This window comes from Stenotrophomonas sp. NY11291, assembly GCF_023277365.1.
In the GTDB taxonomy this organism is placed as follows: domain Bacteria; phylum Pseudomonadota; class Gammaproteobacteria; order Xanthomonadales; family Xanthomonadaceae; genus Stenotrophomonas; species Stenotrophomonas geniculata.
The window spans coordinates 2,960,216-2,985,558 of sequence record NZ_CP096975.1 but is presented as its reverse complement, the minus strand read 5'-3'; the positions used below and the strand labels follow the sequence as shown (position 1 = coordinate 2,985,558).

The 25,343-nt window shown below is 66.3% G+C and carries 30 protein-coding genes; 21 read left to right on the top strand and 9 right to left on the bottom strand.

Annotated features, from left to right (window positions below; translation table 11 throughout):
- The first annotated feature begins 23 nt into the window (after positions 1–23).
- The 3 genes from M1L61_RS13945 to M1L61_RS13935 all read left to right on the top strand — a co-directional run bounded on the left by M1L61_RS13945 (position 24) and on the right by M1L61_RS13935 (position 2,394).
- Positions 24–1,028, top strand: coding sequence for an XVIPCD domain-containing protein (locus M1L61_RS13945; RefSeq protein WP_248853658.1), 1,005 nt, complete (start codon positions 24–26; stop codon positions 1,026–1,028).
- 520 nt (positions 1,029–1,548) lie between these two features.
- On the top strand, positions 1,549–1,785 hold the full coding sequence (locus M1L61_RS13940; RefSeq protein ID WP_248853657.1) for a hypothetical protein: 237 nt from the start codon (positions 1,549–1,551) through the stop codon (positions 1,783–1,785).
- A 27-nt stretch (positions 1,786–1,812) separates the two neighbouring features.
- Positions 1,813–2,394, top strand: a complete 582-nt coding sequence (locus tag M1L61_RS13935; protein ID WP_248853656.1) for a hypothetical protein — start codon at positions 1,813–1,815, stop codon at positions 2,392–2,394.
- 54 nt (positions 2,395–2,448) lie between these two features.
- Here M1L61_RS13935 and M1L61_RS13930 read toward each other — a convergent pair whose 3' ends face one another.
- The 3 genes from M1L61_RS13930 to M1L61_RS13920 are packed head-to-tail and all read right to left on the bottom strand — an operon-like array spanning position 2,449 to position 5,121.
- Positions 2,449–3,774 (bottom strand): XVIPCD domain-containing protein, encoded by a 1,326-nt coding sequence (locus M1L61_RS13930; RefSeq protein ID WP_248853655.1) that lies wholly within the window; start codon positions 3,772–3,774, stop codon positions 2,449–2,451.
- Positions 3,771–4,424, bottom strand: a complete 654-nt coding sequence (locus M1L61_RS13925) for a hypothetical protein (protein ID WP_029379978.1) — start codon at positions 4,422–4,424, stop codon at positions 3,771–3,773. Before M1L61_RS13925 ends, M1L61_RS13930 begins: the two co-directional genes overlap by 4 nt.
- A 40-nt stretch (positions 4,425–4,464) precedes the next feature.
- Positions 4,465–5,121: a hypothetical protein gene (locus M1L61_RS13920; protein ID WP_248853654.1), complete on the bottom strand. Its 657-nt coding sequence runs from the start codon at positions 5,119–5,121 to the stop codon at positions 4,465–4,467.
- Positions 5,122–5,395: 274 nt separating this feature from the next.
- On the opposite strand from M1L61_RS13920, the gene M1L61_RS13915 reads away from it, so the two are divergent.
- On the top strand, positions 5,396–5,902 hold the full coding sequence (locus M1L61_RS13915; protein WP_248853653.1) for an N-acetyltransferase: 507 nt from the start codon (positions 5,396–5,398) through the stop codon (positions 5,900–5,902).
- Positions 5,903–5,924: 22 nt separating this feature from the next.
- Here the strand turns inward: M1L61_RS13915 and M1L61_RS13910 are convergent, their stop codons facing one another.
- From M1L61_RS13910 to M1L61_RS13900, 3 genes are all read right to left on the bottom strand, one after another.
- Entirely contained in the window at positions 5,925–6,131 is a 207-nt protein-coding gene (locus tag M1L61_RS13910) for a hypothetical protein (protein WP_005410107.1), read from the bottom strand.
- 58 nt (positions 6,132–6,189) lie between these two features.
- Positions 6,190–6,627, bottom strand: a complete 438-nt coding sequence (locus M1L61_RS13905) for an acetyltransferase (RefSeq protein ID WP_010484891.1) — start codon at positions 6,625–6,627, stop codon at positions 6,190–6,192.
- 68 nt (positions 6,628–6,695) lie between these two features.
- Positions 6,696–7,463 carry an NAD(P)H-dependent oxidoreductase gene (locus M1L61_RS13900; protein ID WP_049482617.1) on the bottom strand — a complete coding sequence of 256 codons (768 nt, stop codon included), beginning with the start codon at positions 7,461–7,463 and terminating at the stop codon, positions 6,696–6,698.
- A gap of 78 nt (positions 7,464–7,541) precedes the next feature.
- Here M1L61_RS13900 and M1L61_RS13895 point away from each other — a divergent pair, with 78 nt between their 5' ends.
- The 5 genes from M1L61_RS13895 to M1L61_RS13875 all read left to right on the top strand — a co-directional run bounded on the left by M1L61_RS13895 (position 7,542) and on the right by M1L61_RS13875 (position 11,405).
- Complete coding sequence (locus M1L61_RS13895; RefSeq protein WP_049436614.1) at positions 7,542–7,901, top strand: helix-turn-helix domain-containing protein; 360 nt, start codon at positions 7,542–7,544, stop codon at positions 7,899–7,901.
- A gap of 75 nt (positions 7,902–7,976) precedes the next feature.
- Entirely contained in the window at positions 7,977–8,501 is a 525-nt protein-coding gene (gene tadA / locus M1L61_RS13890; protein WP_049436615.1) for a tRNA adenosine(34) deaminase TadA, read from the top strand.
- Positions 8,502–8,576: 75 nt separating this feature from the next.
- Positions 8,577–9,149, top strand: a complete 573-nt coding sequence (gene orn / locus M1L61_RS13885) for an oligoribonuclease (protein ID WP_043402905.1) — start codon at positions 8,577–8,579, stop codon at positions 9,147–9,149.
- Positions 9,150–9,274: 125 nt separating this feature from the next.
- Positions 9,275–10,150: an EcsC family protein gene (locus tag M1L61_RS13880; RefSeq protein ID WP_010484901.1), complete on the top strand. Its 876-nt coding sequence runs from the start codon at positions 9,275–9,277 to the stop codon at positions 10,148–10,150.
- Between the two features lie 139 nt (positions 10,151–10,289).
- Positions 10,290–11,405: an alkene reductase gene (locus tag M1L61_RS13875; protein WP_248853652.1), complete on the top strand. Its 1,116-nt coding sequence runs from the start codon at positions 10,290–10,292 to the stop codon at positions 11,403–11,405.
- Between the two features lie 46 nt (positions 11,406–11,451).
- Here the strand turns inward: M1L61_RS13875 and M1L61_RS13870 are convergent, their stop codons facing one another.
- Positions 11,452–12,345 carry a mechanosensitive ion channel domain-containing protein gene (locus M1L61_RS13870; RefSeq protein ID WP_010484905.1) on the bottom strand — a complete coding sequence of 298 codons (894 nt, stop codon included), beginning with the start codon at positions 12,343–12,345 and terminating at the stop codon, positions 11,452–11,454.
- A gap of 154 nt (positions 12,346–12,499) precedes the next feature.
- On the bottom strand, positions 12,500–14,878 hold the full coding sequence (ppsA, locus tag M1L61_RS13865) for a phosphoenolpyruvate synthase (RefSeq protein ID WP_010484907.1): 2,379 nt from the start codon (positions 14,876–14,878) through the stop codon (positions 12,500–12,502).
- A 144-nt stretch (positions 14,879–15,022) separates the two neighbouring features.
- On the opposite strand from ppsA, the gene M1L61_RS13860 reads away from it, so the two are divergent.
- The 5 genes from M1L61_RS13860 to M1L61_RS13840 all read left to right on the top strand — a co-directional run bounded on the left by M1L61_RS13860 (position 15,023) and on the right by M1L61_RS13840 (position 19,272).
- Positions 15,023–15,844, top strand: coding sequence for a pyruvate, water dikinase regulatory protein (locus M1L61_RS13860; RefSeq protein WP_010484909.1), 822 nt, complete (start codon positions 15,023–15,025; stop codon positions 15,842–15,844).
- Positions 15,845–15,991: 147 nt separating this feature from the next.
- On the top strand, positions 15,992–16,501 hold the full coding sequence (locus tag M1L61_RS13855) for a DUF1249 domain-containing protein (RefSeq protein ID WP_010484911.1): 510 nt from the start codon (positions 15,992–15,994) through the stop codon (positions 16,499–16,501).
- A 42-nt stretch (positions 16,502–16,543) separates the two neighbouring features.
- On the top strand, positions 16,544–17,032 hold the full coding sequence (locus M1L61_RS13850) for an 8-oxo-dGTP diphosphatase (RefSeq protein ID WP_010484913.1): 489 nt from the start codon (positions 16,544–16,546) through the stop codon (positions 17,030–17,032).
- A 143-nt stretch (positions 17,033–17,175) separates the two neighbouring features.
- Positions 17,176–17,793, top strand: a complete 618-nt coding sequence (locus M1L61_RS13845) for a DUF2239 family protein (protein WP_054172003.1) — start codon at positions 17,176–17,178, stop codon at positions 17,791–17,793.
- Positions 17,794–17,910: 117 nt separating this feature from the next.
- Entirely contained in the window at positions 17,911–19,272 is a 1,362-nt protein-coding gene (locus tag M1L61_RS13840) for an MATE family efflux transporter (protein WP_197578464.1), read from the top strand.
- Positions 19,273–19,353: 81 nt separating this feature from the next.
- Here the strand turns inward: M1L61_RS13840 and M1L61_RS13835 are convergent, their stop codons facing one another.
- Positions 19,354–20,004 carry a class I SAM-dependent methyltransferase gene (locus M1L61_RS13835; RefSeq protein WP_010484920.1) on the bottom strand — a complete coding sequence of 217 codons (651 nt, stop codon included), beginning with the start codon at positions 20,002–20,004 and terminating at the stop codon, positions 19,354–19,356.
- A gap of 345 nt (positions 20,005–20,349) precedes the next feature.
- On the opposite strand from M1L61_RS13835, the gene M1L61_RS13830 reads away from it, so the two are divergent.
- The 7 genes from M1L61_RS13830 (at position 20,350) to M1L61_RS13800 (ending at position 25,216) form a co-directional block, all read left to right on the top strand.
- A complete protein-coding gene (locus M1L61_RS13830) occupies positions 20,350–20,964 on the top strand; it encodes a phosphatidylcholine/phosphatidylserine synthase (RefSeq protein WP_019338201.1) in 615 nt (204 codons plus the stop codon).
- A 22-nt stretch (positions 20,965–20,986) separates the two neighbouring features.
- Positions 20,987–22,051 carry a class III poly(R)-hydroxyalkanoic acid synthase subunit PhaE gene (gene phaE / locus M1L61_RS13825; RefSeq protein WP_019338202.1) on the top strand — a complete coding sequence of 355 codons (1,065 nt, stop codon included), beginning with the start codon at positions 20,987–20,989 and terminating at the stop codon, positions 22,049–22,051.
- Positions 22,048–23,115: a class III poly(R)-hydroxyalkanoic acid synthase subunit PhaC gene (phaC, locus tag M1L61_RS13820; RefSeq protein ID WP_248853651.1), complete on the top strand. Its 1,068-nt coding sequence runs from the start codon at positions 22,048–22,050 to the stop codon at positions 23,113–23,115. Before phaE ends, phaC begins: the two co-directional genes overlap by 4 nt.
- A gap of 33 nt (positions 23,116–23,148) precedes the next feature.
- On the top strand, positions 23,149–23,517 hold the full coding sequence (locus M1L61_RS13815) for a YfeK family protein (RefSeq protein ID WP_031269840.1): 369 nt from the start codon (positions 23,149–23,151) through the stop codon (positions 23,515–23,517).
- 65 nt (positions 23,518–23,582) lie between these two features.
- Positions 23,583–23,786 carry a PspC domain-containing protein gene (locus M1L61_RS13810; protein ID WP_010484929.1) on the top strand — a complete coding sequence of 68 codons (204 nt, stop codon included), beginning with the start codon at positions 23,583–23,585 and terminating at the stop codon, positions 23,784–23,786.
- Positions 23,783–24,235 carry a hypothetical protein gene (locus M1L61_RS13805; RefSeq protein WP_010484931.1) on the top strand — a complete coding sequence of 151 codons (453 nt, stop codon included), beginning with the start codon at positions 23,783–23,785 and terminating at the stop codon, positions 24,233–24,235. Before M1L61_RS13810 ends, M1L61_RS13805 begins: the two co-directional genes overlap by 4 nt.
- Before the next feature lie 765 nt (positions 24,236–25,000).
- Positions 25,001–25,216, top strand: coding sequence for a hypothetical protein (locus M1L61_RS13800; RefSeq protein WP_005410085.1), 216 nt, complete (start codon positions 25,001–25,003; stop codon positions 25,214–25,216).
- The last annotated feature ends 127 nt before the right edge of the window (positions 25,217–25,343 follow it).

The following is a 25,343-nucleotide window of genomic DNA, read 5'->3' as shown; positions in this document are numbered from 1 at the left end:
GATGAAGATTCAGGAGTTGCACTGTGTCGACCGATAGAGAGTCGCAGCTGTTGCGGCAGGCGACCAAAGCCGGCATCGACTCCCCGCTTGAACTGGCCAATTTCATGGCCCAGGCAGGGCACGAGTCGCGCGGCTTGAGCCGGCTCAATGAAAGTTTCAACTTCACCCTGGGAATCTCGCAGATCCCGGTGGAAGCTGCGTGGCGCAATGGCAACGCTGCGTTGGAGAGCGCCCGCCAGGAAGCGCTGCGTGGCCGCCCGGAAAACCTGGCTGAGCTGATGTACGGCGGACGCATGGGCAATGATGTGCCCGGCGACGCATTGAAGTACCACGGCCGCGGCTATCTGCCGTTGGTCGGCAAGGAGAATTACGAGCGTGCCGGCAAGGCGCTGGATCTGGACCTAGTGAATCAGCCGGAACTGGCCGCGCAGCCCGAGCACGCAGGCCGTATTGCGGTGTGGCAGTGGCAGACACGTGTGCCGGAAGCCGCGCGCGAGGATGTGCGCGAAGCAACGCATGCGCTCAATGGCGCCCTCAATGGCATCGAGGCGCGCCGGCAACGCTTCGAGGTCTGGCAGCAGAAGCTGACGCCGGACGTGATGGCGCGGCTGGAGCGGGGTGAGGTCGGTGCGCCGGCGCAGAGTGTTGCCCGAGACATGTCGCAAACTGGTGAGCCCGGCAACGCGTTGTTCGAGGATGCACGCCGACGCCTGCAGCAGATGGGAGCACAGAGTGGACTGCGCAGCATACAAGAGCTCGACAATACCGCTGGCGTATTGGCGCTGGGGGCGCATAAAGCCGGCCTGTCGCGCATCGATCATCTCCTGGCCGGCAATGACGGTCGCACGCTGTTTGCGGTACAGGGTGGGCTGGGCGATCCGGCCATGCTGCGCGCATCGGTCGATCGCGAACAGGCGGCGCAGCAGCCACTGGCGCAGAGCAGCCAGCAGTTGGCTGCCAGCGTCGCCCAGCAGGACCCGGCGGCTGCGCTTGCCCGCGAGCAGGAGCAGCGTTCTCGATCCCTGTAGCACCTGATGTCTGCGGGCAGGGTGGCCGCAGGCGCTTTACGTACGACGCGTGGCGCCCTGTGGCGCCGACATGGAAACCCACTCGTAAGGACACCACATGCGAATCGTTCCCCCGAATGCCCGGCACGCCGCCGCCCACTGCAGTGCATCCGTGCGCCGCCTGCCGTCACTCTGGCTGCTGTCACTTGGACTCGCCGCAGCGTCGGCACAGGCTCAGGAGGCCGCAGCACCCCTCGTGGAGACGCCCCGCGCTGCCGAGGCGGCCTTTGACGCGCCTGCAGGGACGGCGCACGTTGCAGCACCCACGGCGGCCGAAGCTGTTGCCGCGGCACCGGCTCCCGAAGTGCCGGCTGCCGTGACACCTCCTGCGACACCTGTGGTGGACGCGCAGCCGGCGCCGGCCGCAGGCCCGACGCCTGTGCCCGTTGCACCCGCAACGGTGGCGCCTGTCGCTGCACCGCCTGCCGTCGTCGAGCCAGCCGTCCCGGCGGTAGCTCCCGCGCCACCCGCCTTGGCCATCGTGCCGTTGCAGCCCGAGCAGGCCACCGAGCGCGCGCTTGGCGCCCGCTGCCCGGTGGATCTGGCCGGGCGGCTGGCGACCCAGGGCGAGCTGCTGATCGGCGCGTGCCAGGGCACGATGCCGGCGCATCTGGCCGCGCTGCTGGTCGCGCTGCCCCAGCAGGACATCCACCTGCCGCGCAGCTGGCGCGAGCGTGAGGTGCAGCAGAAGGCGTGGTTCAAGGCGGTGCCGGGCTAAGGCCAGCGCCCGGACTTCATCGTGCGGATGGGCGACATCTGGGTGCGCTCGCTGGAAGGGCGCGACGCCGACAGCACGTTCTATCTGGTGTCAGCACCGTTCACCTGCAGCGACCAGGTCGCCAACCGCGATGAGTACGGCGAGGAGCCGGTCCGCGTGCCAGCGGGTGATTGCCGCGAGGCCTACGTGGCCCAGCGTGTGTACCAGGTCCGCGGGGACGCGGCGCCGAGGGATGTGACCGCCGATGCCATGCCGGCCATGCCCCCGGTCACGGAGGTCGATCGTGCGCGTCAGCTGTCGCGTAAGGGACGGATCAGCCTGGACCATAGCAAGTTGCAGTACGGCCCGGCCATGCGCTGGTTCGTGCAGTACCCGGAGTCTGCGCAGAAGGGCGGTCCGCGCGCCTACGGTGACTGGAACCGCGAGCACATCGCGTTCGTGGTCTGGACGGGGGATCGCTTCGAGCTGCGTGAGAAGGTCGCGCGGGCGCAGTGGCCCTGTGACCCGGTAGCGCCGGGCGATCGCGCCTGTGGTGGCTTCCCGGATTCCGGGCCGGATCTGTTCGTAACCGCCGGTGCGTCGGCGCCGGTCGCGGCCTCCAGCCCCTGACGCGCGATGCTGAAGTAAAGCGGGAGCCGGAATGACCGGCTCCCGCGCTGTTCATCAGGCCTGCATGCTGCGGGTCTGGTTCTGCTGTTGTTCCAGTTGCTGATCGCGGTCCTGTGCCAATCGCTGTCCCGCGGCTTGCTGATCAATCCGCTGGCTGCTCTGCTCCAGCGGCGTGTTCATCGCCACCGCCGTGTCCACCGACACGCGCAGGTGTGCCGGGTCGCCGCCCTGGCCCTGCACCGCGAAGCTGCGTGAGGCGTCGGCATTCATCACCACCTCGTCGATGCGCTTGCCGCCTGCAGCGTGCATCTCCGCCGCCAAGCTACCGGCCAACTGCGTACTCATCACATCCGGGACGCGGCCGACGCGAACGTCCTGCGCGTGCACGCCGCGGATCGCATCGTTGAACAGTGGGTTGCCCAGGTGATTGGCATCGTCCATGCGCAGCATGCTGGTGTTATGGCCGTTCTTCTCCGCTTCGCGGCGTGCCGGTTCACCGGGCTGCAGCGGGCCGCGGATGTGGTCGTACAGATCGATGGCACCGCCCGGGATGCCCCGTGCCGCGCGGGTGACGCCGCGACGCAGTGACTCGACGTCATCGCGGTACTCCTCGATCATCCTGGCGTTGTCTTTTGCCAGCTTCTGGGTTTCCGGATGTTTCAGCACCGAGCCTTCGTCGAGGAAGTTGCCCAGTTTGTGCGCGCCGAACGAGCTGGTCGCCGCAATGATCGGCCGGTCCGGAATCAGATCACGCAGGGCGTGATTGCTGAAGCCGTTTGCCGCGAGCGTCTTGATCTCGTCGGGCTTGGCATAGATGCGGACCTGGCCGAAATGCGGCGAGGCGGCGCTGACCGGATCGGACGCCATGACGTGATTGATCATGGTGTTGCCGCCTTCCGGAATGCGGTAGCTGAGGCTGACCGCGCCATAGGCGTTGAAGGTCTCGCCCTTGACGTTGAAATGGTGCGAGGTGATCTGGGCCAAGGCGCCGCCGAGGGAGTGGCCTGTGACGGTGACCTGAGGCGCGCGGCCTCCAAATGCAGCTTCCTGCTTCGCATAGTCCAGCGCGCTTTTGGTCAGGGCGATGGCATCGGGGGCCTGCACGTTGGTGCGGGCAACGACCATGCCTCCGTCGGTGAGGATTGCATCACGAGCAATCTGTTCGGTGCCGCGATGAGCGACGACGATCTCGTTGGTGTCGGTGCGTTGGTAAATGGTGCCTTGGTAGCCGTTGAGTCGATTGTCGACATGCTCAAGTACTTTGTACTCGTGTCCGTTGAGCGTGACTTTCTCTTCCTGGCCCGGAGCCCGTCGCCCGACTGCACGATCCTTATAGGCGTCATCGGAAAGTGCGGCGTAGTCCTGAGAGGTGATGGTCATTGGGTGACCTCACTGGCGCTGAGGCTCATGGTGAACAGCTTGCCCTGCAGCTCGGCGACGTAGTCTGCAGGATTGGTCTTGCCCGTGGCCGGATAGTTGGCAGCAAGCGGTGCCCGCGGATAGGCCGCGTCCGGGTAGTAGAGCGTATGCGCGCTACCTTCGGTCAGTGGCTTGGCCTCGACGAAGGTCAGGAAGCGCGTTTCGCCTTCAGCACCCGTTGCCTTCAGCATCGCCCCGGCGCCGGTGAACTCCCACTTGCACACGCCACGGCCGTAGTAGTCCTCATCCAGCATGCGGTCCACGTACAACGTGCCGCGGTATTCGCCGTCAGCGACCTTGCGCAGCTCCACCGGCTCCTGGCTGGTGATGCGTGCGGCGGTACCGGTGGCTGGTTCGATGTGGCCGCACTGGTCTTCGTTGGTGACGTCGTACTGCGCTACGCCTTCGACCACTGCGAAATCACCGGGGGCATCCTTCAGGCGCAGCACCAGTTCATAGGCCTTGCGCGGGCTGGGGTTGAGCTTGGCGAGGCCACGCCCACCCTGGGCGACATCGGCTTCAGCAGCGGCACGTTCCTGGTTCATGGCGGTCTCCGGATTGCAGGCGGTCAATAGAAGCAGAGCAAGGCACGGGATCATCTTGTGGCGCAATGTCGGCCTCCTTGGGGGTAGGGATGGTTGAACTGGCAGCTCATGGCGCGAGTTTCTGCACAGTGGTGGTGGTTGAGAACAGCGCGTCGCGCAGCTCTTCCTTGTACTCCGAAGGATTCTCTTTGCCGCTGGCAGGGTAGTTGGCAGCAAGCTCGGCGCGAGGATAGGCAACCCTCGGATAATAGAGAGTCAATGGGCTCCTCGCGTCCATGCGCTCCTTGTCGACGAACGTCAGGAATCGCGTATCCGCCTCGCCGGTCGTAGCGCGCAACATCGCACCGACTCCCGTCAGCGCCCAATGGCAGACACCACGCCCGTAGTAATCCTCGTCCTGCATGCGGTCGAGGTAGAACGTGCCGCGATACTCGTTCTCACCGACCTTGCGCAGCGTGACGAGCTCCTGGCTGGTAATGCGGCTGGCGGTACCGGTCGCCCTCAGGACTCGGCCGCAGTCCTTGTGGTTGCTGACGTCGTACTGGGCAACGCCCTCGACGACCGCGAAGGGACCAGGGGCATCCTTCAGTGTCAGTACCAGCTCGTAGCCCTGCTGCGGTGACGGGTTGAGCTTGGCCAGGCCGCGTCCACCTGCGGCAACGTCACGCTCTGCGTCCGCGTAGGGCGAGCAGGCCGTCAGTGCCAGCAAGAGGCCCATCGGTACCAGATGGCGTCCCTTGCGTGTCGGCTTGCCTACATCCATGGCAGCATCCTGCATCGTGCGTCCGTGTCCATATATCCTTCCCTGGTGACAGGTTTATCGATTATGGAGTGTTCTGGAAACCTGACGCCAGCGACGGCAGGGCGTCTGCGACGGAATTTTGACGCATTCAGCGTTCGGTGGTGTCGCCGAATCGATTGCGGCACGGGCGATTCGAGGTTCGCGGGGCGATTGCGCCTCGCGCTCGACATTTCGCCGCAAATTTGTGACAACGGTCGCAAATTCACCCAATGCTCACGCAAGCGAACATTACGCCATGAACTACACCATCCGTGCCGAAGCCATTGATGATCATGCCACCCTCCGTGCGCTCACCGAGGCCGCATTCCGGGATGCGGCGCACAGCAGCCATACCGAGCAGTTCATCGTCGACGCCCTGCGCGCCCTCGGGGAGCTGAGCGTTTCGCTGGTGGCCGAGATGGACGGGAAGGTGATCGGCCATGTGGCGGTGTCGCCGGTGACGATCAGCGATGGCAGCACGGGCTGGTTCGGCCTGGGGCCGATCTCGGTTTTACCCGCGTGGCAGGGGCAGGGCATCGGTGCGGCCCTGATGCACGCCGCACTTGAAGCACTGCGTCAGCAGGGTGCACATGGCTGTGTATTGCTGGGCGAGCCGGCCTATTACGGTCGCTTCGGCTTCCGTGCCGAGCCGGGCCTGGTCCTGCCGGGTGTGCCTGCAGAGTACTTCCAGGCACTTTGCCTGCAGCCTCCGCTGGCACAGGGCGAGGTGCAGTACTCTCCGGCCTTCGAGGCGACGGCCTGATCCGGGCCTGGCACGTTCCGGCTCAGGGCGCCCGCCAGACAGTCGGTTCGGGTTGCGGCTTCGGAATGCGGTAGCCGCCGATGTGTTCAAGCAGTTCGTTGGTACGGCGCTGCTCGACCAGTACCTCACGCAGCAGGTTGCGCACGGCGAAGATGGCGAATGGCACCAGGATCCAGACCAGGCTGATGCCCAGCGCAAACAGGGTCAGCAGGGCTTTTGCACCATCCATGCACGGCGTTCCTTGGTCGAAAGCAGCCACGCTAGCACGTGGCCGCTGCCGACGGATGTCATCCGTTATGCCGAAGATGGATGAGCGGATACGGACGGCCTTGCGAATCGAGCGGTGAGCGGCCGCTTTCGACGAAGCCCATGCGCAGGTAGAAGCCGACGGCCTGTGCGTTCTGTTCGTTGACGTCAGTGCTCAGCTGCGGATGCTGGGCAAGTGCGTGTTGCAGCAGTTGCCGGCCGATCCCGGTGCCACGTACGTCGGGATCGATGAACAGCGCTTCCATGTGCGTGCCGTCGATCAGCATGAAGCCCAGCGGCCGATCCTGTGCATCGACAGCAACGGTCATCGGCGCCTGCGGCAGGAAACCGGCCACTTCGGCATCGATGGCCTGGCGGTCTTCGGCACTGAGGAAGTCGTGGGTGGCGTCGACGGCGCGACGCCAGAGGTCGACAAGGGCGGCGCCGTCGTCGGCGCGAGAGGGGCGCAGGGTGGTCATGGGTTCACCAAGGTGCTTCGGAAGAGTGCGAAGTATGAGGCTTTCCGGTAGCGCCTGCAGGCGAAGATTCATCCCGCGTCGCGGTGGCGGATGAAGGGGCTGTGCGCAGTCGCGTCCGCGCGCAGCACCACCCCATCCTCGAAGTCATCGCTGTCGTTGAAGGGCACGATTGGCCACTGCCGCCAGTGCGTCAGTCGCTCGCGGTAGGAGAGGGTGGCTGCAACCAGTGCTTCGTCGTGGGCCTGCACGCGTTCCGCTGCAAGCCCGGAACGCACGCCATGCACCACGCATGGCTCCATTACCTCGAAGCCGACGTAGCGCAGGCTGTACATCAACGGCCACAGCAGCAATCGGGTGTCGCCTTCGCGGCCGTCCACCGCGCATGCCCGTGCCGATGAACCGGTGGTGACGCTCAGCAATGCACGCTTGCCCTGCATCACGCCATGTTCGTGGCGCTGACGGCTGTTGTACATCGGCCCATATACCAGCACGCGGTCCAGCCAGCCCTTGAGGATGGCTGGCGCCGCGAACCACCACAGCGGGAACTGCAGGATCACCAGGTCTGCGACCCGCAGCAGGTACAGGTGACGTTGCACATCGGCGGGTAACTGCTCCAGTTCGGCGCTGTGGCGTTGTTCGCGCTGGGCATCGAAGCGCTCGGGCTGCAGGCGCCGTGGATGGTGCCAGGCCGCTTCCAGCGGATCGAAGCCTTCCGCATACAGGTCGACCACATCCACCTGCGAGTGGTCGTGCCTCAGCTGCTCGGCCGCCTGCGCGGCGAGGTGGGCATTGAAGGAGCGGGGCTCGGGGTGGGCAAGCAGGATCAGGGCGTGCATGGGGCGAGGTGTTCGAGGAGTGTGCGACCATCCTCGCGGTGCCGGCATGCCCCGGCAATTACGCACCTTGAGGTAACCATGGCCTATCCCGGAGACGTGTATGCCGCCGACTGCTCGGCGCGCGATGCGCTGGCGCTGATCTCCGGCAAGTGGGTGATGCTGCTGTTGCCGGCGTTGGCGCAGGGCCCTCAACGCAACGGCGCGTTGCTGCGGAAGATCGAAGGCATCTCGCAGAAGGTGCTGACCCAGACTCTGCGACAGCTGGAGCGCAATGGGCTGGTCGAGCGGTGTGACCGGGGCAGCAAACCGCTGCATGTCGAGTACCGTCTGACCGAGGTCGCGCACGGTCTGGTCGAGACGTTGTCCGCCCTGGACCGCTGGGCCGAGCACAATTTCCCGGCGCTGGATGCGGCCCGCGAGCGCTTCGACGCGCGCTAGCGGCGCCTGTACGGCCCGGGGCGTACAATGCGGCCCCGGCGGCCATCCTGGCCCTGCACACACGCGAGAACCGCCATGACCGACGCCCTGGGCGTGCCGGTGCACGACACCGATGAACACTGGATGCGCCACGCGCTGGCGCTGGCCGAGCGCGCGCAGCGCGAGTTCGACGAAATTCCGGTCGGAGCCGTGCTGGTGGGTGCCGATGGCCAGCTGCTGGGGGAGGGCTGGAACCTCAACATCGCCTCGCACGACCCCAGCGCGCACGCCGAGATCGTGGCGATGCGGGCCGGCGGAAAGCTGCTGGCGAACCACCGCCTGCTTGGCAGCACGCTGTATGTGACCCTGGAGCCGTGCGCGATGTGCGCGATGGCGATCGTGCATGCACGCGTCGCCCGTCTGGTCTACGGCGCCAGTGACCCCAAGACGGGCGCCTGCGGCAGCGTGTTCGACCTCATTGGCGACGCCCGCCACAACCATCGCGTCGAGATTCACGGCGGGGTGCTGGCCAAGGAAGCCAGTACACGCCTGACCAATTATTTCCGCGCCAAACGTGGCAAGCCGCCGCTGCTGCTGGAAGACCACGTCGGCGAGGGCTGAGGGGCGAACGGGTATGATGGGCGCCTCTTTCCTTCACCGGTAGGCCGCGCGCCTGCCCAGCAACGAGGCGACACAATGGCGGACACCGGCGCGGCCAACGAGCGACTGATCTGGATCGACCTGGAGATGACCGGGTTGGACACCGACAACGATTCGATCATCGAGATCGCCACGGTGGTTACCGATGCCCAGCTCAATGTGCTGGCCGAGGGCCCTGAATTCGCCATCCATCATCCGCTGGAAACGCTGGAAGCGATGGACGAGTGGAACCGCAACCAGCACCGTCGTTCGGGCCTGTGGCAGCGCGTGGTGGACAGCACCACCACGCTGGCCCAGGCCGAGGCGCAGACCGTGAACTTCCTGGCACAGTGGATTCCGGCCGGCCTGTCGCCGATGTGCGGCAACTCGATCTGCCAGGACCGCCGCTTCCTGCACCGCCAGATGCCCCGCCTGGAGAAGTATTTCCACTATCGCAACCTGGACGTGTCCACGGTGAAGGAACTGGCCAAGCGATGGGCGCCGACCGTGGCCGCCGGCGTCGGCAAGAACAGCAACCACACCGCGCTGAGCGACGTGCACGACTCGATCGCCGAGCTGCGCCACTACCGCCAGTTCATGGGGGCGCTTTCCGGCCTTTCGACGCCTTGATCGGTAGTGCCGGCCGCTGGCCGGCAAGGCGCCGGGGGCGGATGCCTTTCCAGCGGAAAGGGCTCTGACCCCTCTGTCGTGCCCCGCGACGAACCGTTCAACTCCCTGGCGCTAAGATCGGCGCCATGAACGAGCCCATCCTGCTCCCCCGCGACATCGCCCACGACGCCCGCGACTGGTCCGACCTGCAGCGGGCGGTGGCGCTGCTGGAAGCGCCGACCCTGACCGCGCGCATGGCCAACCTGGTTGGCACGCCGCTGGAGTTCGCGGTGAAAGCACTGCCCAGTTCGGTCTCCAACCGCATCCACGGTGCGGTGCAGGCGGCGCTGACCAAATCGGCGCAGGCCGCGCTGTGGAGCATGGACAACACCCCGGGCAAGGGGGCCTCCACCCGCTGGCACAAATTGGCGGCGGCCACCTCCGGCGCGGTCGGCGGGGCATTTGGCTTTGCGGCCTTGTTCATCGAGCTGCCGGTGTCGACCACCATCATGATGCGCGCGGTGGCCGACGTGGCCCGCAGCGAGGGCTTTGACCTGTCCGAGTTCAGCACCCGCCAGGCCTGCCTGGAGGTGTTTGCGCTGGGTGGCAACTCGCCGCGCGATGACGCCAGCGAGACCGGCTACTACCTGGCCCGCGGCTTCACCACCGACGTGATGCGCCACCTGTCGGCCGAATTGGCCGGGCGCGTGGTGACCGGCCGCGACCTGACCCTGGGCGTGGCACCGAAGGAGGCCGGCAAGCTGCTGGCGAAGATGGTGGAGAAAGTGGCGGCGCGTTTCGGCGTGGTGGTCACCGAGAAATTCGCCGCGCAGGCGGTGCCGATTGTCGGTGCCGCTGCAGGTGCAACGCTCAATACCATGTTCACCGACTACTACCAGGACATGGCGCGCGGTCACTTCATCGTGCGCCGGCTGGAGCTGAAGTACGGGGAAGACGTGGTGCGCACCTGCTATGACCGCGTGGCGCATGGCGCGGTAAAGATCGAACCCCGCCTGGAGTAGATCCACGCCATGCGTGGATGAGCCTTCATGCCGGGCCATCCTTGCCTGCCGGGCACAACTGTTTTGCCACAACACGCCTGTTGCCTTTCGCAGGCGGTCCCCATTCTTGCTGGCACTCCCCCCGCAAGAGATGTCCGCCATGTTGTTCACCTCCCACCGTCTGGGCCCGCTGACCCTGCCCAACCGGATCGTGATGCCGCCGATGACCCGCTCGCGTGCGGCTGCCGGCAACGTTGCTACCGCCGAGATGGCGACCTACTACGCGCAGCGTGCCGGTGCCGGCCTGATTGTCAGCGAAGGCACCCAGATCAGCCCGCAGGGCCAGGGCTATGCCTGGACGCCGGGCATCCACAGCCCCGAACAGGTAAAGGGCTGGCGGCAGGTGACCGATGCGGTGCACGCCGCCGGTGGCCGCATCTACGCGCAGTTGTGGCACGTCGGCCGCGTCTCGCATGTGGCCCTGCAGCCCGATGGCGCAGCGCCGGTGTCTTCCTCGGCATTGCTGGCCGATGGCGTGAAAGTGTTCGTCGACCCGACAGGGGCAGGTCCCGAAGCCGGCGTCGGCGAGATGATCCAGCATTCGATGCCGCGTGCGCTGCGCGAAGACGAGATTTCGGGCATCGTCGCCGATTACGCGCAGGCCGCCCGCAATGCGCTGGAGGCGGGCTTCGACGGCGTCGAACTGCATGGCGCCAATGGCTACCTGATCAACCAGTTCATCGACTCGCAGGCCAACCAGCGTACCGATGGCTATGGCGGTTCGCTGCAGAACCGGCTGCGCTTCCTGCGCGAGGTGATGCAGGCGGTGGTCGAGGTTGCCGGTGGCGAGCGTGTGGGCGTGCGCCTGGCGCCGCTGACCACGCTACAGGGGGCGGTGGACGATACGCCGCAGGCGACCTATCTGGCTGCCGCACACCTGCTCGGTGAGCTGGGGGTGGGCTACCTGCACATTGCCGAAGCGGATTGGGATGATGCGCCGCTGATGCCGGTGGCGTTCAAGCAGGCGCTACGCATGGTCTACCCGGGCACGCTGATCTACGCCGGCAAGTACACCGCCGAGCGCGCCAAGCAGGCGCTGGCCGAAGGCTGGGCCGACCTGATCGGTTTCGGCCGGCCGTTCATTGCCAACCCGGACCTGCCTGAGCGCCTGCGTACGGGTGCAGAACTGAATCCGCCGGATCGCGCCACATTTTTCGGTGGTGGTGCGAAGGGTTTCACCGATTACCCGGCGCTGGAAGAGGCCGCCGAGGCCTGATGCCCATCGGTGGGTGCCGACCGTTGGTCGGCACTCCCGGGTTGGATCAGGGCTTGTCGCGCACCAGCGCGTCCGCTTCGACCACGCCGCCATCCTTGCCATGCAGGTACAGGTGCATGTCCTGCTGCGGGTACGGGATGTTGATGCCGGCCTTGTCATAGCCCAGCTTCAGCTGTTCCAGCAACGTGACTTTGGTACCGAACCAGTCGGCCGACTTCACGTAGCAGCGGATGCCGAGGTTGATCGCGTGCGCGCCGAGTTCGTATACCACCACGTCCGGTGCTGGCGTCTGCAGCACGCGCGGGTCGGCCTTCATCAGCGCCAGCGCGGTGTCGCGTGCCAGCTGGATGTTGTCTTCGTAGCCGATGCCGATCACCAGTTCGACGCGACGGGTCGGTTCGGCGGTGAGGTTGATGATCGGCGCGGCGGTGATCAGTGTGTTCGGAATGGTGGTGTGCTGGTTGTCGGCGCCGGTAAGCACGGTCTGGAAGATGCGCACTTCGCGCACGGTGCCGGTCTGGCCGGCCACGGTGACCACATCGCCCACGCGGAACGGTCGCAGCGTCACCAGCATCACGCCCGAGGCGATGTTGGACAGCGAATCCTTCAATGCCAGACCGACCGCCAGGCCAGCGGTGCCGAGCACGGCCAGCAACGGGGTGATCTGCACGCCCAGCGTGCCGATCGCCAGCACCACCACGATCACAAGCGATGCGGCATACACCACGTTGCGCAGGAAGCTGCCCAGCATCGGGTCCACGCCCATGCGCGCGGTCGCCCGTGGCATTGCATTGGATAGACGTCGTGCCACCCACAGGCCGACCAGCAGCACCACGATCGCGGCCAGCAACGGTACGCCGTAGGTTTCCAGCAGGCGCTCCCAGTCGAGCGAGTGGAACCAGGGCGTTGCGGCGGGCGAGGGCGGTGCGGCGGCGATCATGCGGAAATTCCTTTGCTGCTGCGGGACAGGTGCGAGGTACGCGTGGCGTGCAAGGACGCCAGAAACAGCAAGCCCCGCAGAGGCGGGGCTTGCGTGCAGCAGCAGTATCGGCTGACGCCGATGAACACGACGTCAGCCTGCGGCCTTTACGGCATCAGCCGTTGGCCTTCAGCTTGGCCAGGCGCAACCAGGTATCGACCACGGTGTCCGGGTTCAGAGACACCGACTCGATGCCTTCCTGCATCAGCCACTCGGCCAGATCCGGGTGATCGGACGGGCCCTGGCCGCAGATGCCGACATACTTGCCCTTGGCACGTGCTGCCTTGATCGCCATCGACAGCAGCTTCTTCACTGCCGGGTTACGCTCGTCGAACAGGTGCGCGACGATCGACGAGTCGCGGTCCAGGCCCAGGCTCAGCTGGGTCAGGTCGTTGGAGCCGATCGAGAAGCCGTCGAAGATTTCCAGGAATTCATCGGCGAGCAGTGCGTTGGACGGCACTTCGCACATCATGATGATCTTCAGGCCGTTCTCGCCCTGCTTCAGGCCGTTCTGTTCCAGCACCTCGATGACCTTGCGGCCTTCTTCCAGGGTGCGCACGAACGGAATCATGACCCACAGGTTGTCCAGGCCCATTTCGTTGCGCACGCGCAGCACGGCCTTGCACTCCAGCGCGAAGGCGGCCGAGAAGCTCGGGTCGACGTAACGGCTGGCGCCGCGGAAGCCGATCATCGGGTTCTCTTCGTGCGGCTCGTAGTTGCTGCCGCCGATCAGGTTGGCGTACTCGTTGGACTTGAAGTCCGACAGGCGCACGATCACCGGGTTCGGCGCGACCGAAGCAGTGAGGGTGGCGATGCCTTCGGCCAGGCGGTCCACGTAGAAGCTGACCGGATCACCGTAGCCGGCGATCTTCTCGTCGATCTTCTTCTTGGTCGCGGCATCCTGGCGGTCGTATTCCAGCAGCGCGTTCGGGTGGATGCCGATGTGGCTGGCGATGATCATTTCCAGGCGGGCCAGGCCGATACCGGCGTTCGGCAGCTGGCCGAAGTCGAAGGCACGTTCCGGGTTGGCCACGTTCATCATGATCTTCAGCGGTGCCGGCGGCATGTTGCCCAGATCGGTGGTGGTGCGCTCGAAGCCGAGCTTGCCCTCGTAGATGAAGCCGGTATCGCCTTCAGCGCAGCTGACGGTGACCAGCTGGCCATCTTCGATGACCTTGGTGGCGTTGCCCGAACCGACCACGGCCGGCACGCCCAGCTCGCGCGCGATGATCGCGGCGTGGCAGGTACGGCCACCACGGTTGGTGACGATGGCCGAGGCGCGCTTCATCACCGGCTCCCAATCGGGATCGGTCATGTCGGCGATCAGCACGTCGCCCGGCTGCACGCGGTTCATGTCGTCCAGCGTCTTCACCACGCGGGCTACGCCCGAGCCGATCTTGGCACCGACGGCACGTCCTTCGGCCAGCACGTTGCCGCCCTTTTCGGTCAGCGCGAAGCGCTCGATCTGGGTGGCGTGGCTGCGCGACTTCACCGTTTCCGGGCGTGCCTGCACGATGAACAGCTTGCCGCTGACACCGTCCTTGGCCCACTCGATGTCCATCGGGCGGCCGTAGTGCTTTTCGATGACCAGCGCCTGCTTGGACAGTTCCTGCACGTCCTCGTCGCTGATCGAGAAGGTGTTGCGCAGCTCTGCCGGGGTATCCTCGATCTTCACGCGCTCGCCGGGGACGTCCGAATACACCATGCGGATCGCCTTGCTGCCGAGCGAGCGGCGCAGGATCGCCGGCTTGCCGGCCTGCAGGGTGGGCTTGTAGACGTAGTACTCGTCCGGGTTGACCGCGCCCTGCACGACCATTTCGCCCAGGCCGAACGAAGAGGTGACGAACACCACGTCGCGGAAGCCGGACTCGGTGTCCAGGGTGAACAGCACGCCGGAGGAACCGACGCCCGAACGCACCATCAGCTGCACGCCGGCGGACAGGAACACGTCCTCATGCTTGAAGCCGTGGTGCACGCGGTAGGCAATGGCACGATCGTTGTACAGCGAGGCGAACACTTCCTTGACCTTGTGCACGACGTCGTCGGCACCGGTGACGTTGAGGAAGGTTTCCTGCTGGCCGGCGAAGGACGCATCCGGCAGATCCTCGGCGGTGGCCGACGAACGCACGGCCACGGCCACGTCGCCGCCGCCATTGTCAGCGCTCAGCTTGGCGTAGGCGGTGCGGATGTCCTGGTCCAGCTGCGGCTGCAGCGGCGCGTCGATCACCCAGCTGCGGATCTCCTTGCCCGCGGCGGTCAACGCGTTGACGTCCTCGACGTCCAGCGTGGCCAGCTTGTCGAAGATGCGCTTGGACAGGTCGTTGTGCGCGATGAAGTCCTTGAAGGCTTCAGCGGTGGTCGCATAACCTCCGGGAACGGAGACGCCCAGACCGGCCAGATTGCCGATCATCTCGCCCAGCGAGGAATTCTTGCCGCCTACGCGGGCCAGGTCGGCCAGACGCAGTTCGTGCAACCACAGGATGTTCTCGTTCAAGCGCGATGCTCCGTTTGGCCATCGCCCGAGGCGGGCTGAGTGGCCGCGTCCGTAGGAAGAAGCCGATATGATGCCGGGCAGACCGCTGTCGACACAAGCTTGTGTTGGCGGCCCTTTTAGGCTTCGTAGGGGGTAAAAGCGCGCATGTCGACCATCCGTCCGGTGTTCTACGTTTCCGATGGAACCGGTATCACCGCTGAAACCATTGGGCATAGCCTGCTGACCCAGTTCTCCGGGTTCAGCTTCATTACCGACCGGATGTCGTTTGTCGACGACCCCGAAAAAGCCCGGGAAGCCTGTTCCCGGATCCAGGCGGCGGGGGAGCGGTACCAGGTCCGGCCGATCGTGGTGAACTCCTGCGTGGACCAGAGCCTGAGCCTGATCCTGGCCGACAGTGGTGCCCTGATGCTGGACGTGTTCGCGCCGTTCATCGAGCCGCTGGAGCGTGAGTTGTCCAGTTCGCGCGTGAACCGTGTGGGCCAGGCCCATGGCATGGTCGACTTCGATACCTACCACCGCCGCATCAACGCGATGAACTTCGCGCTGACCCATGACGACGGTATCGCGGTGAATTACGACGACGCCGACGTGATCCTGGTGGCGGTGTCGCGCGCCGGCAAGACACCCACCTGCATCTACCTGGCCCTGCATTACGGGGTGCGCGCGGCCAACTACCCGCTGACCGACGAGGACCTGGAAAGCGACCGCCTGCCGCCACGGCTGCGCAACTACCGGCGCAAGCTGTTCGGCCTGACCATCGACCCGGACCGCCTGCAGCAGATCCGCCAGGAGCGCCGCCCGAACTCGCGCTACGCCAACCTGGATACCTGCAAGCGCGAGGTGGCCGCGGCCGAGGTGATGTTCCAGATGGAGCGGATCCCGACGCTGAGCACTACCCATACCTCGATCGAGGAGATCTCCAGCAAGGTGCTGGCCACGCTGGGGCTGCAGCGCGAGCTGTATTGAGGCGCGCGCCACGACCAACGGTCGTGGCCTACCGATGCTGCGGGAAACCCTCGTGCGTGGTGGGTATCGACCGGTGGTCGATACCGGGCCCCTTTGGCCGGGGCGATCCCGCCCCCACGTTGAAGCACCAACGTGTAGGATCGACCCATGGCCCGAGCCTTGCCCCGCACCGAACGCATTCCCCGCCTGAGCCGGCTGAGCTGGCTCATGGGCCTGTACGCGGAGAACTACCGCCACCTGGTGCGCCTGTTCGAACCGGCCGGACTGGTGGCGGGCAGCTACATTTCCTCGATCGGCGACGGCCTGGATGTTCGTCTGGACGTGATCGAGTGCCACCGTTACACGGTGGAACTGCGCCTGACCTATGACCTGGCCGACCCGGTCACCGGAGAGCCGGATCCGTCGGCCTATGTGCGGCTGTACCGTGACGCCCGCCAGGCCGAGACCACCCACTGCTACGTGGGCCGCCGCTGGCAGGACACGATGGGCCTGTACCCGCCGCCGGCAGAGCTGATCAGCCACCGCATGCGGATGAATACCTTCCTGGGCAAGTGGCTGGAATACCTGGCCGAGCGCGGCCACGGCGTCGCCACCCTGCGCCGTGATCCCGATGGTGCCGGCACGCCCACCGAGCGCCGCCTGTCGCTGGTGCGCTGATCGGCCATAATCCACGGCTGACCTGCCGCTGGATGCTGCCCCATGCCGTATACCCCGATCGTCGCCACCCTGGGCTACGTGCTGTCGCCCGATCGTCGCCAGGTGCTGATGATCCATCGCAATACCCGCCCCGGTGATCATCATCTGGGCAAGTACAACGGGCTGGGTGGCAAGATCGAAGCGGACGAGGATGTGGCCGCCAGCATGCGCCGCGAGATCCAGGAAGAGGCCGGCATCGACTGCACCGGCATGCGCCTGCGCGGCACCATCAGCTGGCCGGGTTTCGGCAAGCACGGCGAAGACTGGCTGGGCTTCGTGTTCGTCATCGATGGATTCGAGGGCACCCCGCACGGCGGCAACCACGAGGGCACGCTGGAGTGGGTGGACCTGGACAAGCTGGACACGCTGCCGATGTGGGAGGGCGACCGCAACTTCCTGCCGCTGGTGTTCGATACCGACCCTCGCCCGTTCCACGGCGTGATGCCGTACAAGGACGGCCGCATGGTGAGCTGGTCCTTCAGCCGTCTGTAACCTGGCGAATCGTGTGGGTGCCACCCATTCCGGTGGGGGCCAACCGTGGTTGGCACGCTCTTCTGGTTGATTAATGCCCGGGTAATATTTACGGCCGCAAATTACCCGGGCAATATTGGCGCATCGCCTCTGATGCCATTGCCATGCCTGCGTCCCGACTTCCTCCCTTCAGCTGTTTCGACGGCCATCGCCTGGTCGCTTCCGGTACCCCGGAGGTGGCGGCGCTTGCGCTGAAACAGCTGCGCGCCGGCAACGTTGCCGGTCCGCTGCTGGTGTTCGACAACGCTACCGGTCGCACCCATGATTTCGACACACGCGGCAGCGACGCAGAACTGCTGGCGCGGGTGGCGGAGGCGTTTCCATCGGCCGTGGAAGCGGACGCCGGAATCGCTCCCGAAGACGCACCTGTTGCCCCGCGCGGTCGCGGCCGCCCCAAGCTGGGCGTGGTTGCCCGCGAAGTGACCCTGCTGCCGCGCCACTGGGCGTGGCTGGCCGAGCAGCCCGGTGGGGCCTCGGTAGTGCTGCGCAGGCTGGTGGAGGCGGCCAGCCGTGCCGGTGCGGACAAGGACCAGCAGCGTCGCCACAGCGAGCGCACCTATCACTTCCTGCAGACCATCGCCGGTGACCTGCCTGGTTTCGAGGAAGCGATCCGTGTCCTGTTCGCGCACGACCGGTCGGGCCTGGAAATGGCGTTGCGCAGCTGGCCCGAGGATGTGCGCAACCACGCCCTGCGCCTGGCATTCGAGAGCGCCGACGGCTGAGCCATCGCGCCGTCGTTGAGCAGCGGCGCCACCTGATCGCGGGCCACGGCCCGCTCCCCTGTGCTTGCTTTGCTGGCGGAAACGCCGGGCAGGGCAGCGCCTTGCCCAGAGAATCCCATGACCACCCCTGTACATCCGACACCCCCGGCCGCACCACCGCTGTGGCGCACCTACCTGGCCCTGCTGCTGCCGATGCTGCTGACCAATGCGCTGCAGCTTGCCGCAGGCACGCTGGACAACATCTACCTCGGCCATCTGCTGGGGACGCAGGCGGTGGCTGCCGCCGCAGCGTTCTTCCCGGTCTTCTTCCTGCTGTTGGCCCTGGTAATGGGCCTGGCGACCGGTGCCATGGTGCTGATCGGCCAGGCCTGGGGCGCGGGCCGGCCGCAGCAGGCGCGCGCGGTGGCCGGCAGTGCGGTGGCACTGATTCTGCTGTTGTCAGTGCTGGTGATGGCGGTGGGCGGCGGTTTCGCACCAGAGCTGCTGGTGGCACTCGGTACGCCGGCCCCGATCCTCGGCGAATCCATCGTCTATGCCCGTGTCCTGTTGCTGGCGGCACCGGTGTTCTTCCTGCTGTGGCTGGCCACTGCGGTGAGCCGCGCGGTGGGTGATGCGAAGACGCCGCTGCATGCGCTGCTGTTGGCCACGGTGGTCGGCCTGCTGTGCACGCCGCTGCTGATCCTGGGCTGGGCCGGCCTGCCGCGGCTGGGCGCAGCCAGTGCGGCAGTCTCGGCGGCGCTCGCCTCGCTGCTGGCCCTGGCCTGGCTGATGTGGCGGTGGCAGCGGATTGGGCACCCGTTGGCACCGGGGCATGAGTTACTGCGATCGATCCGTTTCGATGGAGCACTCATCCGTCCGATGCTACGCATCGGCGTACCGTCCTCGCTGCAGATGCTCAGTCTGGCCGTGGCCGAGATCGTGCTGCTGGGCTGGATCAATCGCCACGGCTATACCGCCACGGCCGCCTACGGCGCGGTCAATCAGTTGATGAGCTGGGTGCAGCTGCCTGCGATGTCGCTGGGCATCACCGCCACCATCCTCGCCGCGCATGCGATGGGGGCGGGACGTACGGCACGGCTGCCCGCCATCGCCCGCACCGGCGTGCTGCTTGGACTGGCGATACTGAGCGGGGTGGTGGTGCTGGTTGTGGCGCTGGCGCCCTGGTTGACTGGCCTGATCCTGGCGGCGACCGACGTGCGCGAACTGGCCACGCAGCAATTGCGCACCGTGGTGTGGGGCGTGCTGGCGATGGGGGGCAGTGCGGTGCTGGTCGGAGTGATGCGAGGCGGTGGCACGGTGTTGTTGCCCGCGTTGCTGGGCATGGCGGCCGTATTGCTGCTGGAGCTGCCACTGGCGATGTGGCTGCAGTCCCGGCACGGTCTGGCCGGGCTGTGGTGGGCGTGGCCGCTGGGGTTGCTGGCCATGCTGGTGATGCAGGTGCTCTGTTTTGCTCGCTGGAGGCGGGTGCAGGCTGGGTAGTGCCGGCCGCTTGCCGGCAATCCGGAATCGTCGGGGCAGCCGGCCAGCGGCCGGCTCTACCACTCGGTCAGGCGGGCAGCTTCAGCGCCGCTGTGCCAACAGCAGGTGGAAGTGCTTTTCGCGGGTCTGGCCGTCATTGCCGGCCGCGGATTCCCGGTGGCTGCGCCAGGCCGAGACACGGAAGCCCGATACCCGCAGTGCGAGCTCCACCACATCCAGCTCATGCAGTTGGAAGTCGGCAGCGAATGGCAGGCTGCGCATGAAGCTGGCGTCGCCAAAGGCCAGGCACAGGCGGCCGCCCCGGCGCAGTACCCGCGCCAGCTCATCCAGCACCGGGGCCAGGTTCGGCCAGAAGTACAGGGTGTTGACCGCCAGCGCGGCATCCATCGCGGCATCGGCGACCGGCAGCGCATGGGCGTCGCCGTGCCGCATCGCCGCACGCTCGGCCAACCCGGCGCTGGCCAGCCGCTGGTTGCCGGCCTCGACCATGGCGGTGGACAGCTCGATGCCCAGATAGTGGCTGCCGGTGGCCTGCAGCATCAGCGGCGCGAAGGCCGCATTGCCCGGGCCGACCTCCAGGACCTGTTCACCGGCGCCGACGGCCAGCAGCCCGATCGCGGCCAGGTTGAGTGCGCCGTTGCTGCGGTTCATCGAGTCGGCGACCGCCAACGCGGCCTCGCCATGGGGCTGCCGCAGTTGTGCGGCCAGGGTGGGAGCATCCAGCATCATCATCGTCCATTACAGAGTTTCGGACGTGGCGGCGGCGGGTCCGCCGGTGACCATAGCGCCACACCTTGTGGCTTGGGAAGTAGGGAAACCCCGATGCAGGGTGATGAGTAAATGTCCAACGTCGCAGTCGGTGAGATCTGGTTGTCCACAGGGGGTGTGGATTACGCGTGGGCAACTTTGTGGATAAGCCGCGACAGGCGCCACCCCCCTAGGCTGTCAAGATGGGTGGCGAAAAATTCACCGCTGGTGAGGACAGGTGAGGGAGCGGTGAAGGCTGGGTCCTGCCAGCGCTGTCGCCAGTGGCGGCGCTCGCGGTAACCTGTGGGCCTTGATGCTCCGTGAGACCCCATGAAACGTCACTTCTCGATGCTGCGCGAATTCCAGCTGGCCGACTGGTTCACCCTGGCCAATGCTTTCTGCGGCACCGGTGCGGTCTTTGCCGCGATGCGCTTCCTGCAGGACGGCGAGCGCGGCTACCTGCTGTTCGGCATGGCGTTGATCCCGCTGGCTTTCATCTTCGATGCCCTCGACGGGCGCATCGCGCGCTGGCGCAAGTCCAGCTCTACCCTGGGCCGCGAGCTGGACTCGCTGTCCGACGTGATCTCCTTCGGCGTGGCGCCGGCGGCGCTGGCCTATGCCTGCGGCATGCAGGGCGGCTGGGACTGGCTGGTGCTGAGCTACTTCGTCTGCTGCGGCGTCAGCCGCCTGGCGCGCTACAACGTCACCGCCGAGGCGCTGGCCGGCGACGAGGGCAAGGTCAGGTTTTTCGAGGGCACTCCGATCCCGACCAGCCTGGTGCTGGTGATCGTGCTGGCGATCGCCGCCGGTACCGATGCCATCGGCCAGGACCTCTGGTTCGGCCAGTGGCAGATCGGTCCGTGGCAGCTGCACCCGATGGTGCTGCTGTTCGCCCTGTCCGGGTCGCTGATGATCAGCAAGACCCTGCGCATTCCCAAGCCATGAGCCAGCCCAGCGGAGGCCTGTGATGACCAGCTCGGCCCATGACGCCGGCAGCAGCGATTTCGAAGCCCTGGCGCGGCAGTACTTCGGCGCCTGGGGCGATGCCCTGCGCCATGCGAGCACGCCCGGTGCGCCGGCCGGTGACGACCCCGGCAGCTGGCAGCGGTTGTTCGACTGGTGGGGCCAGCTGTTGCCCGAACAGGGGCAGGGCGCACCGGAAGATGCCGTGCGCCGGTTCCGCGAACAGGCGGGCAGCTGGTACGGCACCATGCAGGAAGTGGCCGCGCGTTTCGCCGGCCGCGACGCCAGCAGCGCGGACGTGGCACAGGCCTGGCGCGAGGCGGTACAGGGGCAGGGCGACGGCATGCTGCAGTGGATGCTGCAGGGGGCCCGTGGCAGCACCCACGCCGGCGCCGCCGTGCCCGAATTCGCCGCATGGCTGCAGCAGTTCCAGCTGCAGGCTGGCCCGTGGCTGCAGAGCCCGGCATTCGGCCCGGGCCGCGAACACCAGGCGCGCTGGCAGGCACTGCTGCGCGCACAGGAGGAATACCAGCAGCATTCGCGCGCCTACGTTGATCAGATCAGGCAGGCGCTGGATGAGGCCTTTGCGCTGTTCGAGCAGCGCCTGGCCGAGCACGAACAGCCCGGCACCCAGCTGACCAGCGCCCGCGCGATGTTCGACCTGTGGATCGAAGTGGCCGAGGAGGCCTACGCCAAGGTCGCCATGTCCGAGCCGTTCCAGCAGGTATATGCCTCGCTGGGCAACGCACAGATGCGCCTGCGCGCCGGCCTGCAGCGTGAGGTGGAACAGATGAGTGAACGCATCGGCCTGCCGACCCGCAGCGAGATGGATGCCGCACACCGCCGTATCGCCGAGCTGGAGCGCAGCCTGCGCCGCCTGCAGGCACAGGTGGCGGTGCTGGCTGGAACTGCCGAGGTGGACCCAGTGGCGCAGCCGGCGCCGGCGAAGGTGAAGCCGGTCGTACGCAAGGCCGCGAAGAAGGCCGCGCCGGCAAAGAAGGCGGCTGCGAAAAAGGCGTCAGCGAAAAAGGCCGCACCTCGCACTTCCACTCGGACGCGTGACCGATGAAGGGGCCGCTGGGCTTCAACGCCGATGACCTGATGCAGGAAACCCTGGCCATGCAGCGCAAGCTGATGGAAGGGCTGAAGCTGCTGCCGCAGGTGGAAGACGTGGACTATGGCGTGACCGCGCGTGAGGAAGTCTGGCGCGACGGCAAGGTGGTGCTGTACCGCTTCGTCGGCGAACAGTCACCGACCCGGCGTACGCCGCTGCTGATCGTCTACGCGCTGGTCAACCGGCCGTACATGGTCGACCTGCAGGCTGACCGTTCGCTGGTGCAGAAGCTGCTGGCGCTGGGCCAGGACGTGTACGTGCTGGACTGGGGCTACCCGGATCGCTCGGAGCGCTTCCAGACCCTGGAGGACTACCTGCTGCGCTACATCGATGGCGCCGTCGATGCGTTGCGTGCGCGCAGTGGTGGCCCGGTCGACCTGCTGGGTATCTGCCAGGGCGGCGTGTTCGCACTCTGCTACGCCGCGTTGCGCCGGCAGAAGCTGGGCAAGCTGATCACCATGGTCACCCCGGTCGATTTCCAGACGGCCGACAACATGCTCTCGCACTGGGCGCGGCAGGTGGATGTGGACCTGCTGGTGGATACGCTGGGCAACATCCCGGCCGACCTGATGAATGCCAGTTACCTGATGCTCAAGCCGTTCCGCCTCAATGTGCAGAAGTACGTGGGCCTGCTCGACATCCTCGATGACAAGGCCGCGCTGGAGGACTTCCTGCGCATGGAGAAGTGGATCTTCGACTCGCCGGACCTGGCGGGCGAGGCGTTCCGCGACTTCATCAAGCAGTTCTACCAGGGCAACGGATTGATGAACGGCACGGTGCGGATCGGCGAGGAAGCGGTGGATCTGTCGCAGGTGACCCTGCCGGTGCTGAACATCTATGCAGAACAGGACCATCTGGTGCCACCGGATGCTTCGCGCGCGATGCATGGGCGCTTGGGCACGGACGACTACACCGAGTCCAGTTTCCGTGGTGGGCATATTGGCATCTACGTTTCCGGCCGTGCGCAGCGCGAAGTACCGGCTACGATCGATGGCTGGTTGAAGGCGCGTGACCTGTAGAGTCGAGCCATGCTCGACTGACCTGGGGGGATGATGACGTACCGGATTCTGTTGATTCTTGCGGCACTGCTGGCAGCGCCGCTTGCCCACGCCGCACCCAGTGCGGATGCACGGCGGGAGATCGCCCAGCTGATCGCCAGCCTGGACGGCTCCCAATGCCGCTTCCAGCGCAATGGCAGCTGGCACGATGGCAGTGATGCGCGTGCGCACCTGCAGCGCAAGTACGACTACCTGCTGAAGAAGGACATGGTGGACAGCGCCGAGCAGTTCATCGAGCGCGCTGCCAGCCAGAGCAGCATGAGTGGCAAGCCCTACCGCATCCAGTGCCCGGGACAGCCTGAACAGACCGCAGCCGCCTGGTTCGGCGCACGCCTGCAGGCCCTGCGCCACCGCACGCCGTAGACATGGGGGCGGTGTAGAGTCGAGCCATGCTCGACTGCTTTTTCCCGCAGCCCAGGAGAACCGCCATGAACACCACGCCGCGCACGCTGTCGCGTTCGTTGAACGACCGCATGATTGCCGGCGTGATGGGCGGCATCGCCCACCGCTTCGGCTGGAACCCCACGCTGGTGCGGATCGTGTTCGTGCTGGTCTCGATCGGCTCGGCGGCCTTCCCTGGCATCCTGGTCTACCTGATCCTGTGGCTGCTGATGCCGAACGAGGCCGATTGAAGACTGCCCCTGAGCCCTGGCCGATCTGGCTGCGCGCGCTGCAGGTACTGGGCGCGGTGTGGACGTCACCCAATTCCCTGATCGGCCTGATCGGCGGCCTGGCCGGCATGCTCGGCGGCGCGACATTGCGCTGGAGCGGCCGTGACTGTGCGTTGGTGTTCGACCGCTGGCCGTGGGGGCCGGGTGGGGCGATCACGCTGGGCAATGTGATCCTGCATACCGGTCATGATCTGGGCATTTCGTGCCGGACCTATGCGCATCAGGCGGGGTGGGGCGTGGAGCCGCTGATCCGGCTGGACGACCACGAACGCGCGCACGTCTACCAGTACATGGTGCTGGGGCCGCTGTACCTGCCGGTGTACCTGCTGTGTGGCGGGGTGAGTGCGCGGAATCCATTCGAGCGCGCGGCCGATCATTTTGCCCGGTTCGGGCACGGCTGGTGGCCGTAGGTTCCTGCCAACGGCGCAGCCCCTCGTGGCGTGGTCGCGGAATACGTTTCATGCGATTGGGCCGGGCGGGATGGGTTCGCGGGACACGCCGTAAACCCATCCATGGGGGCTCGATGGCGCCATCCATGGCGCCAACGGTCCCGCGAACCCATCCCGCCCGACCTCTGACAGTTTCCGTGCGCGTCCAGCCACGGAGAAGAATAAGAACGGCAAAAGCGGGTCGCGCGCTGCGCTTGCTCGTGTAGAGCCGAGCCCACGCTCGGCTGCTTTCAGGCCAGCCCGCGAAGCCGAGCGCAGGCTCGGCTCTACAACAAAAAAGCGGCCAGCCAGGCTGCCTTTGCTTTTGATCTTCTTTTTTCTTCTCCGTGGGTGGCGGCAGGCACCAGGAATCTGTCAGCGGCCGGGAGGGTGGGTAGGGCGGGGTGTCCGCGGCATGGATGCCGCGGCCAAGCCCCATGGATGGGTTCACGGCGTCCCCGGCCTACCCACCCTCCCGGCCAGCCTGCAGGAAACCGGCTTTCCGCGACCAACCAAACCACCCACGAGGGGCTGCGCCGTTGGCAGGAATCCCCCACCGATTCGTTAGCCGGAAGTTAAAGATCCGTAAGCATTCTGCTGCGATCCCGCCGTCATCTGCATGCAACCGATCGTCATTAGCCTTCGTGACGTTCCAGTCAGGTTCGACGCGGTAAGCTCTCCCTCGATGAGCTCGCAGCATCGCTCATCGAGTGCAGTACGCAGTAGCAATTTGGAGGAATACATCACATGGCAATCGTTCTTTATGTCGGTGGTAGCAAGGATGGCGAGAAGGGCGTGGTGCCCTACGGCTTCAGCAAATCCCGCGCCGACACCGCGCTGGGGCCGGAGTTCTACACGGAGCGGTTCATGGAACTGCAGGGTGTCGGCAAGGTCCGCCTGATGGCCCTGGAAGGCATGCGTGACGAGATCGTCATGCAGCGCGCCGCCCGCCACTACCGCTGACCTCCGCAACACGCGGCAGGGCGCGCCCACCATCGCGCGCCCGCGCCGGCATCCCAGCCCAGGGCCAGTCCGAGCCCTCTCCTTGCCAGGATGCCGGCGTCCAATCCGGCCCCGCCGCTGAACCTCT

What these genes read in the sequence shown, in the direction of transcription:
- M1L61_RS13845 (WP_054172003.1), top strand. Translation starts at nt 17,176, where the DNA reads ATGCCTGCGTCCCGACTTCCTCCCTTCAGCTGTTTCGACGGCCATCGC.
- M1L61_RS13855 (WP_010484911.1), top strand. Translation starts at nt 15,992, where the DNA reads ATGGCCCGAGCCTTGCCCCGCACCGAACGCATTCCCCGCCTGAGCCGG.
- phaE (WP_019338202.1), top strand. Translation starts at nt 20,987, where the DNA reads ATGACCAGCTCGGCCCATGACGCCGGCAGCAGCGATTTCGAAGCCCTG.
- M1L61_RS13800 (WP_005410085.1), top strand. Translation starts at nt 25,001, where the DNA reads ATGGCAATCGTTCTTTATGTCGGTGGTAGCAAGGATGGCGAGAAGGGC.
- M1L61_RS13840 (WP_197578464.1), top strand. Translation starts at nt 17,911, where the DNA reads ATGACCACCCCTGTACATCCGACACCCCCGGCCGCACCACCGCTGTGG.
- phaC (WP_248853651.1), top strand. Translation starts at nt 22,048, where the DNA reads ATGAAGGGGCCGCTGGGCTTCAACGCCGATGACCTGATGCAGGAAACC.
- M1L61_RS13810 (WP_010484929.1), top strand. Translation starts at nt 23,583, where the DNA reads ATGAACACCACGCCGCGCACGCTGTCGCGTTCGTTGAACGACCGCATG.
- M1L61_RS13875 (WP_248853652.1), top strand. Translation starts at nt 10,290, where the DNA reads ATGTTGTTCACCTCCCACCGTCTGGGCCCGCTGACCCTGCCCAACCGG.
- M1L61_RS13860 (WP_010484909.1), top strand. Translation starts at nt 15,023, where the DNA reads ATGTCGACCATCCGTCCGGTGTTCTACGTTTCCGATGGAACCGGTATC.
- M1L61_RS13915 (WP_248853653.1), top strand. Translation starts at nt 5,396, where the DNA reads ATGAACTACACCATCCGTGCCGAAGCCATTGATGATCATGCCACCCTC.
- M1L61_RS13880 (WP_010484901.1), top strand. Translation starts at nt 9,275, where the DNA reads ATGAACGAGCCCATCCTGCTCCCCCGCGACATCGCCCACGACGCCCGC.
- M1L61_RS13850 (WP_010484913.1), top strand. Translation starts at nt 16,544, where the DNA reads ATGCCGTATACCCCGATCGTCGCCACCCTGGGCTACGTGCTGTCGCCC.
- M1L61_RS13900 (WP_049482617.1), bottom strand. Translation starts at nt 7,463, where the DNA reads ATGCACGCCCTGATCCTGCTTGCCCACCCCGAGCCCCGCTCCTTCAAT.
- M1L61_RS13870 (WP_010484905.1), bottom strand. Translation starts at nt 12,345, where the DNA reads ATGATCGCCGCCGCACCGCCCTCGCCCGCCGCAACGCCCTGGTTCCAC.
- orn (WP_043402905.1), top strand. Translation starts at nt 8,577, where the DNA reads ATGGCGGACACCGGCGCGGCCAACGAGCGACTGATCTGGATCGACCTG.
- M1L61_RS13920 (WP_248853654.1), bottom strand. Translation starts at nt 5,121, where the DNA reads ATGGATGTAGGCAAGCCGACACGCAAGGGACGCCATCTGGTACCGATG.
- M1L61_RS13930 (WP_248853655.1), bottom strand. Translation starts at nt 3,774, where the DNA reads ATGACCATCACCTCTCAGGACTACGCCGCACTTTCCGATGACGCCTAT.
- M1L61_RS13905 (WP_010484891.1), bottom strand. Translation starts at nt 6,627, where the DNA reads ATGACCACCCTGCGCCCCTCTCGCGCCGACGACGGCGCCGCCCTTGTC.
- M1L61_RS13935 (WP_248853656.1), top strand. Translation starts at nt 1,813, where the DNA reads ATGGGCGACATCTGGGTGCGCTCGCTGGAAGGGCGCGACGCCGACAGC.
- M1L61_RS13835 (WP_010484920.1), bottom strand. Translation starts at nt 20,004, where the DNA reads ATGATGATGCTGGATGCTCCCACCCTGGCCGCACAACTGCGGCAGCCC.
- M1L61_RS13830 (WP_019338201.1), top strand. Translation starts at nt 20,350, where the DNA reads ATGAAACGTCACTTCTCGATGCTGCGCGAATTCCAGCTGGCCGACTGG.
- M1L61_RS13815 (WP_031269840.1), top strand. Translation starts at nt 23,149, where the DNA reads ATGACGTACCGGATTCTGTTGATTCTTGCGGCACTGCTGGCAGCGCCG.
- M1L61_RS13895 (WP_049436614.1), top strand. Translation starts at nt 7,542, where the DNA reads ATGGCCTATCCCGGAGACGTGTATGCCGCCGACTGCTCGGCGCGCGAT.
- tadA (WP_049436615.1), top strand. Translation starts at nt 7,977, where the DNA reads ATGACCGACGCCCTGGGCGTGCCGGTGCACGACACCGATGAACACTGG.
- M1L61_RS13910 (WP_005410107.1), bottom strand. Translation starts at nt 6,131, where the DNA reads ATGGATGGTGCAAAAGCCCTGCTGACCCTGTTTGCGCTGGGCATCAGC.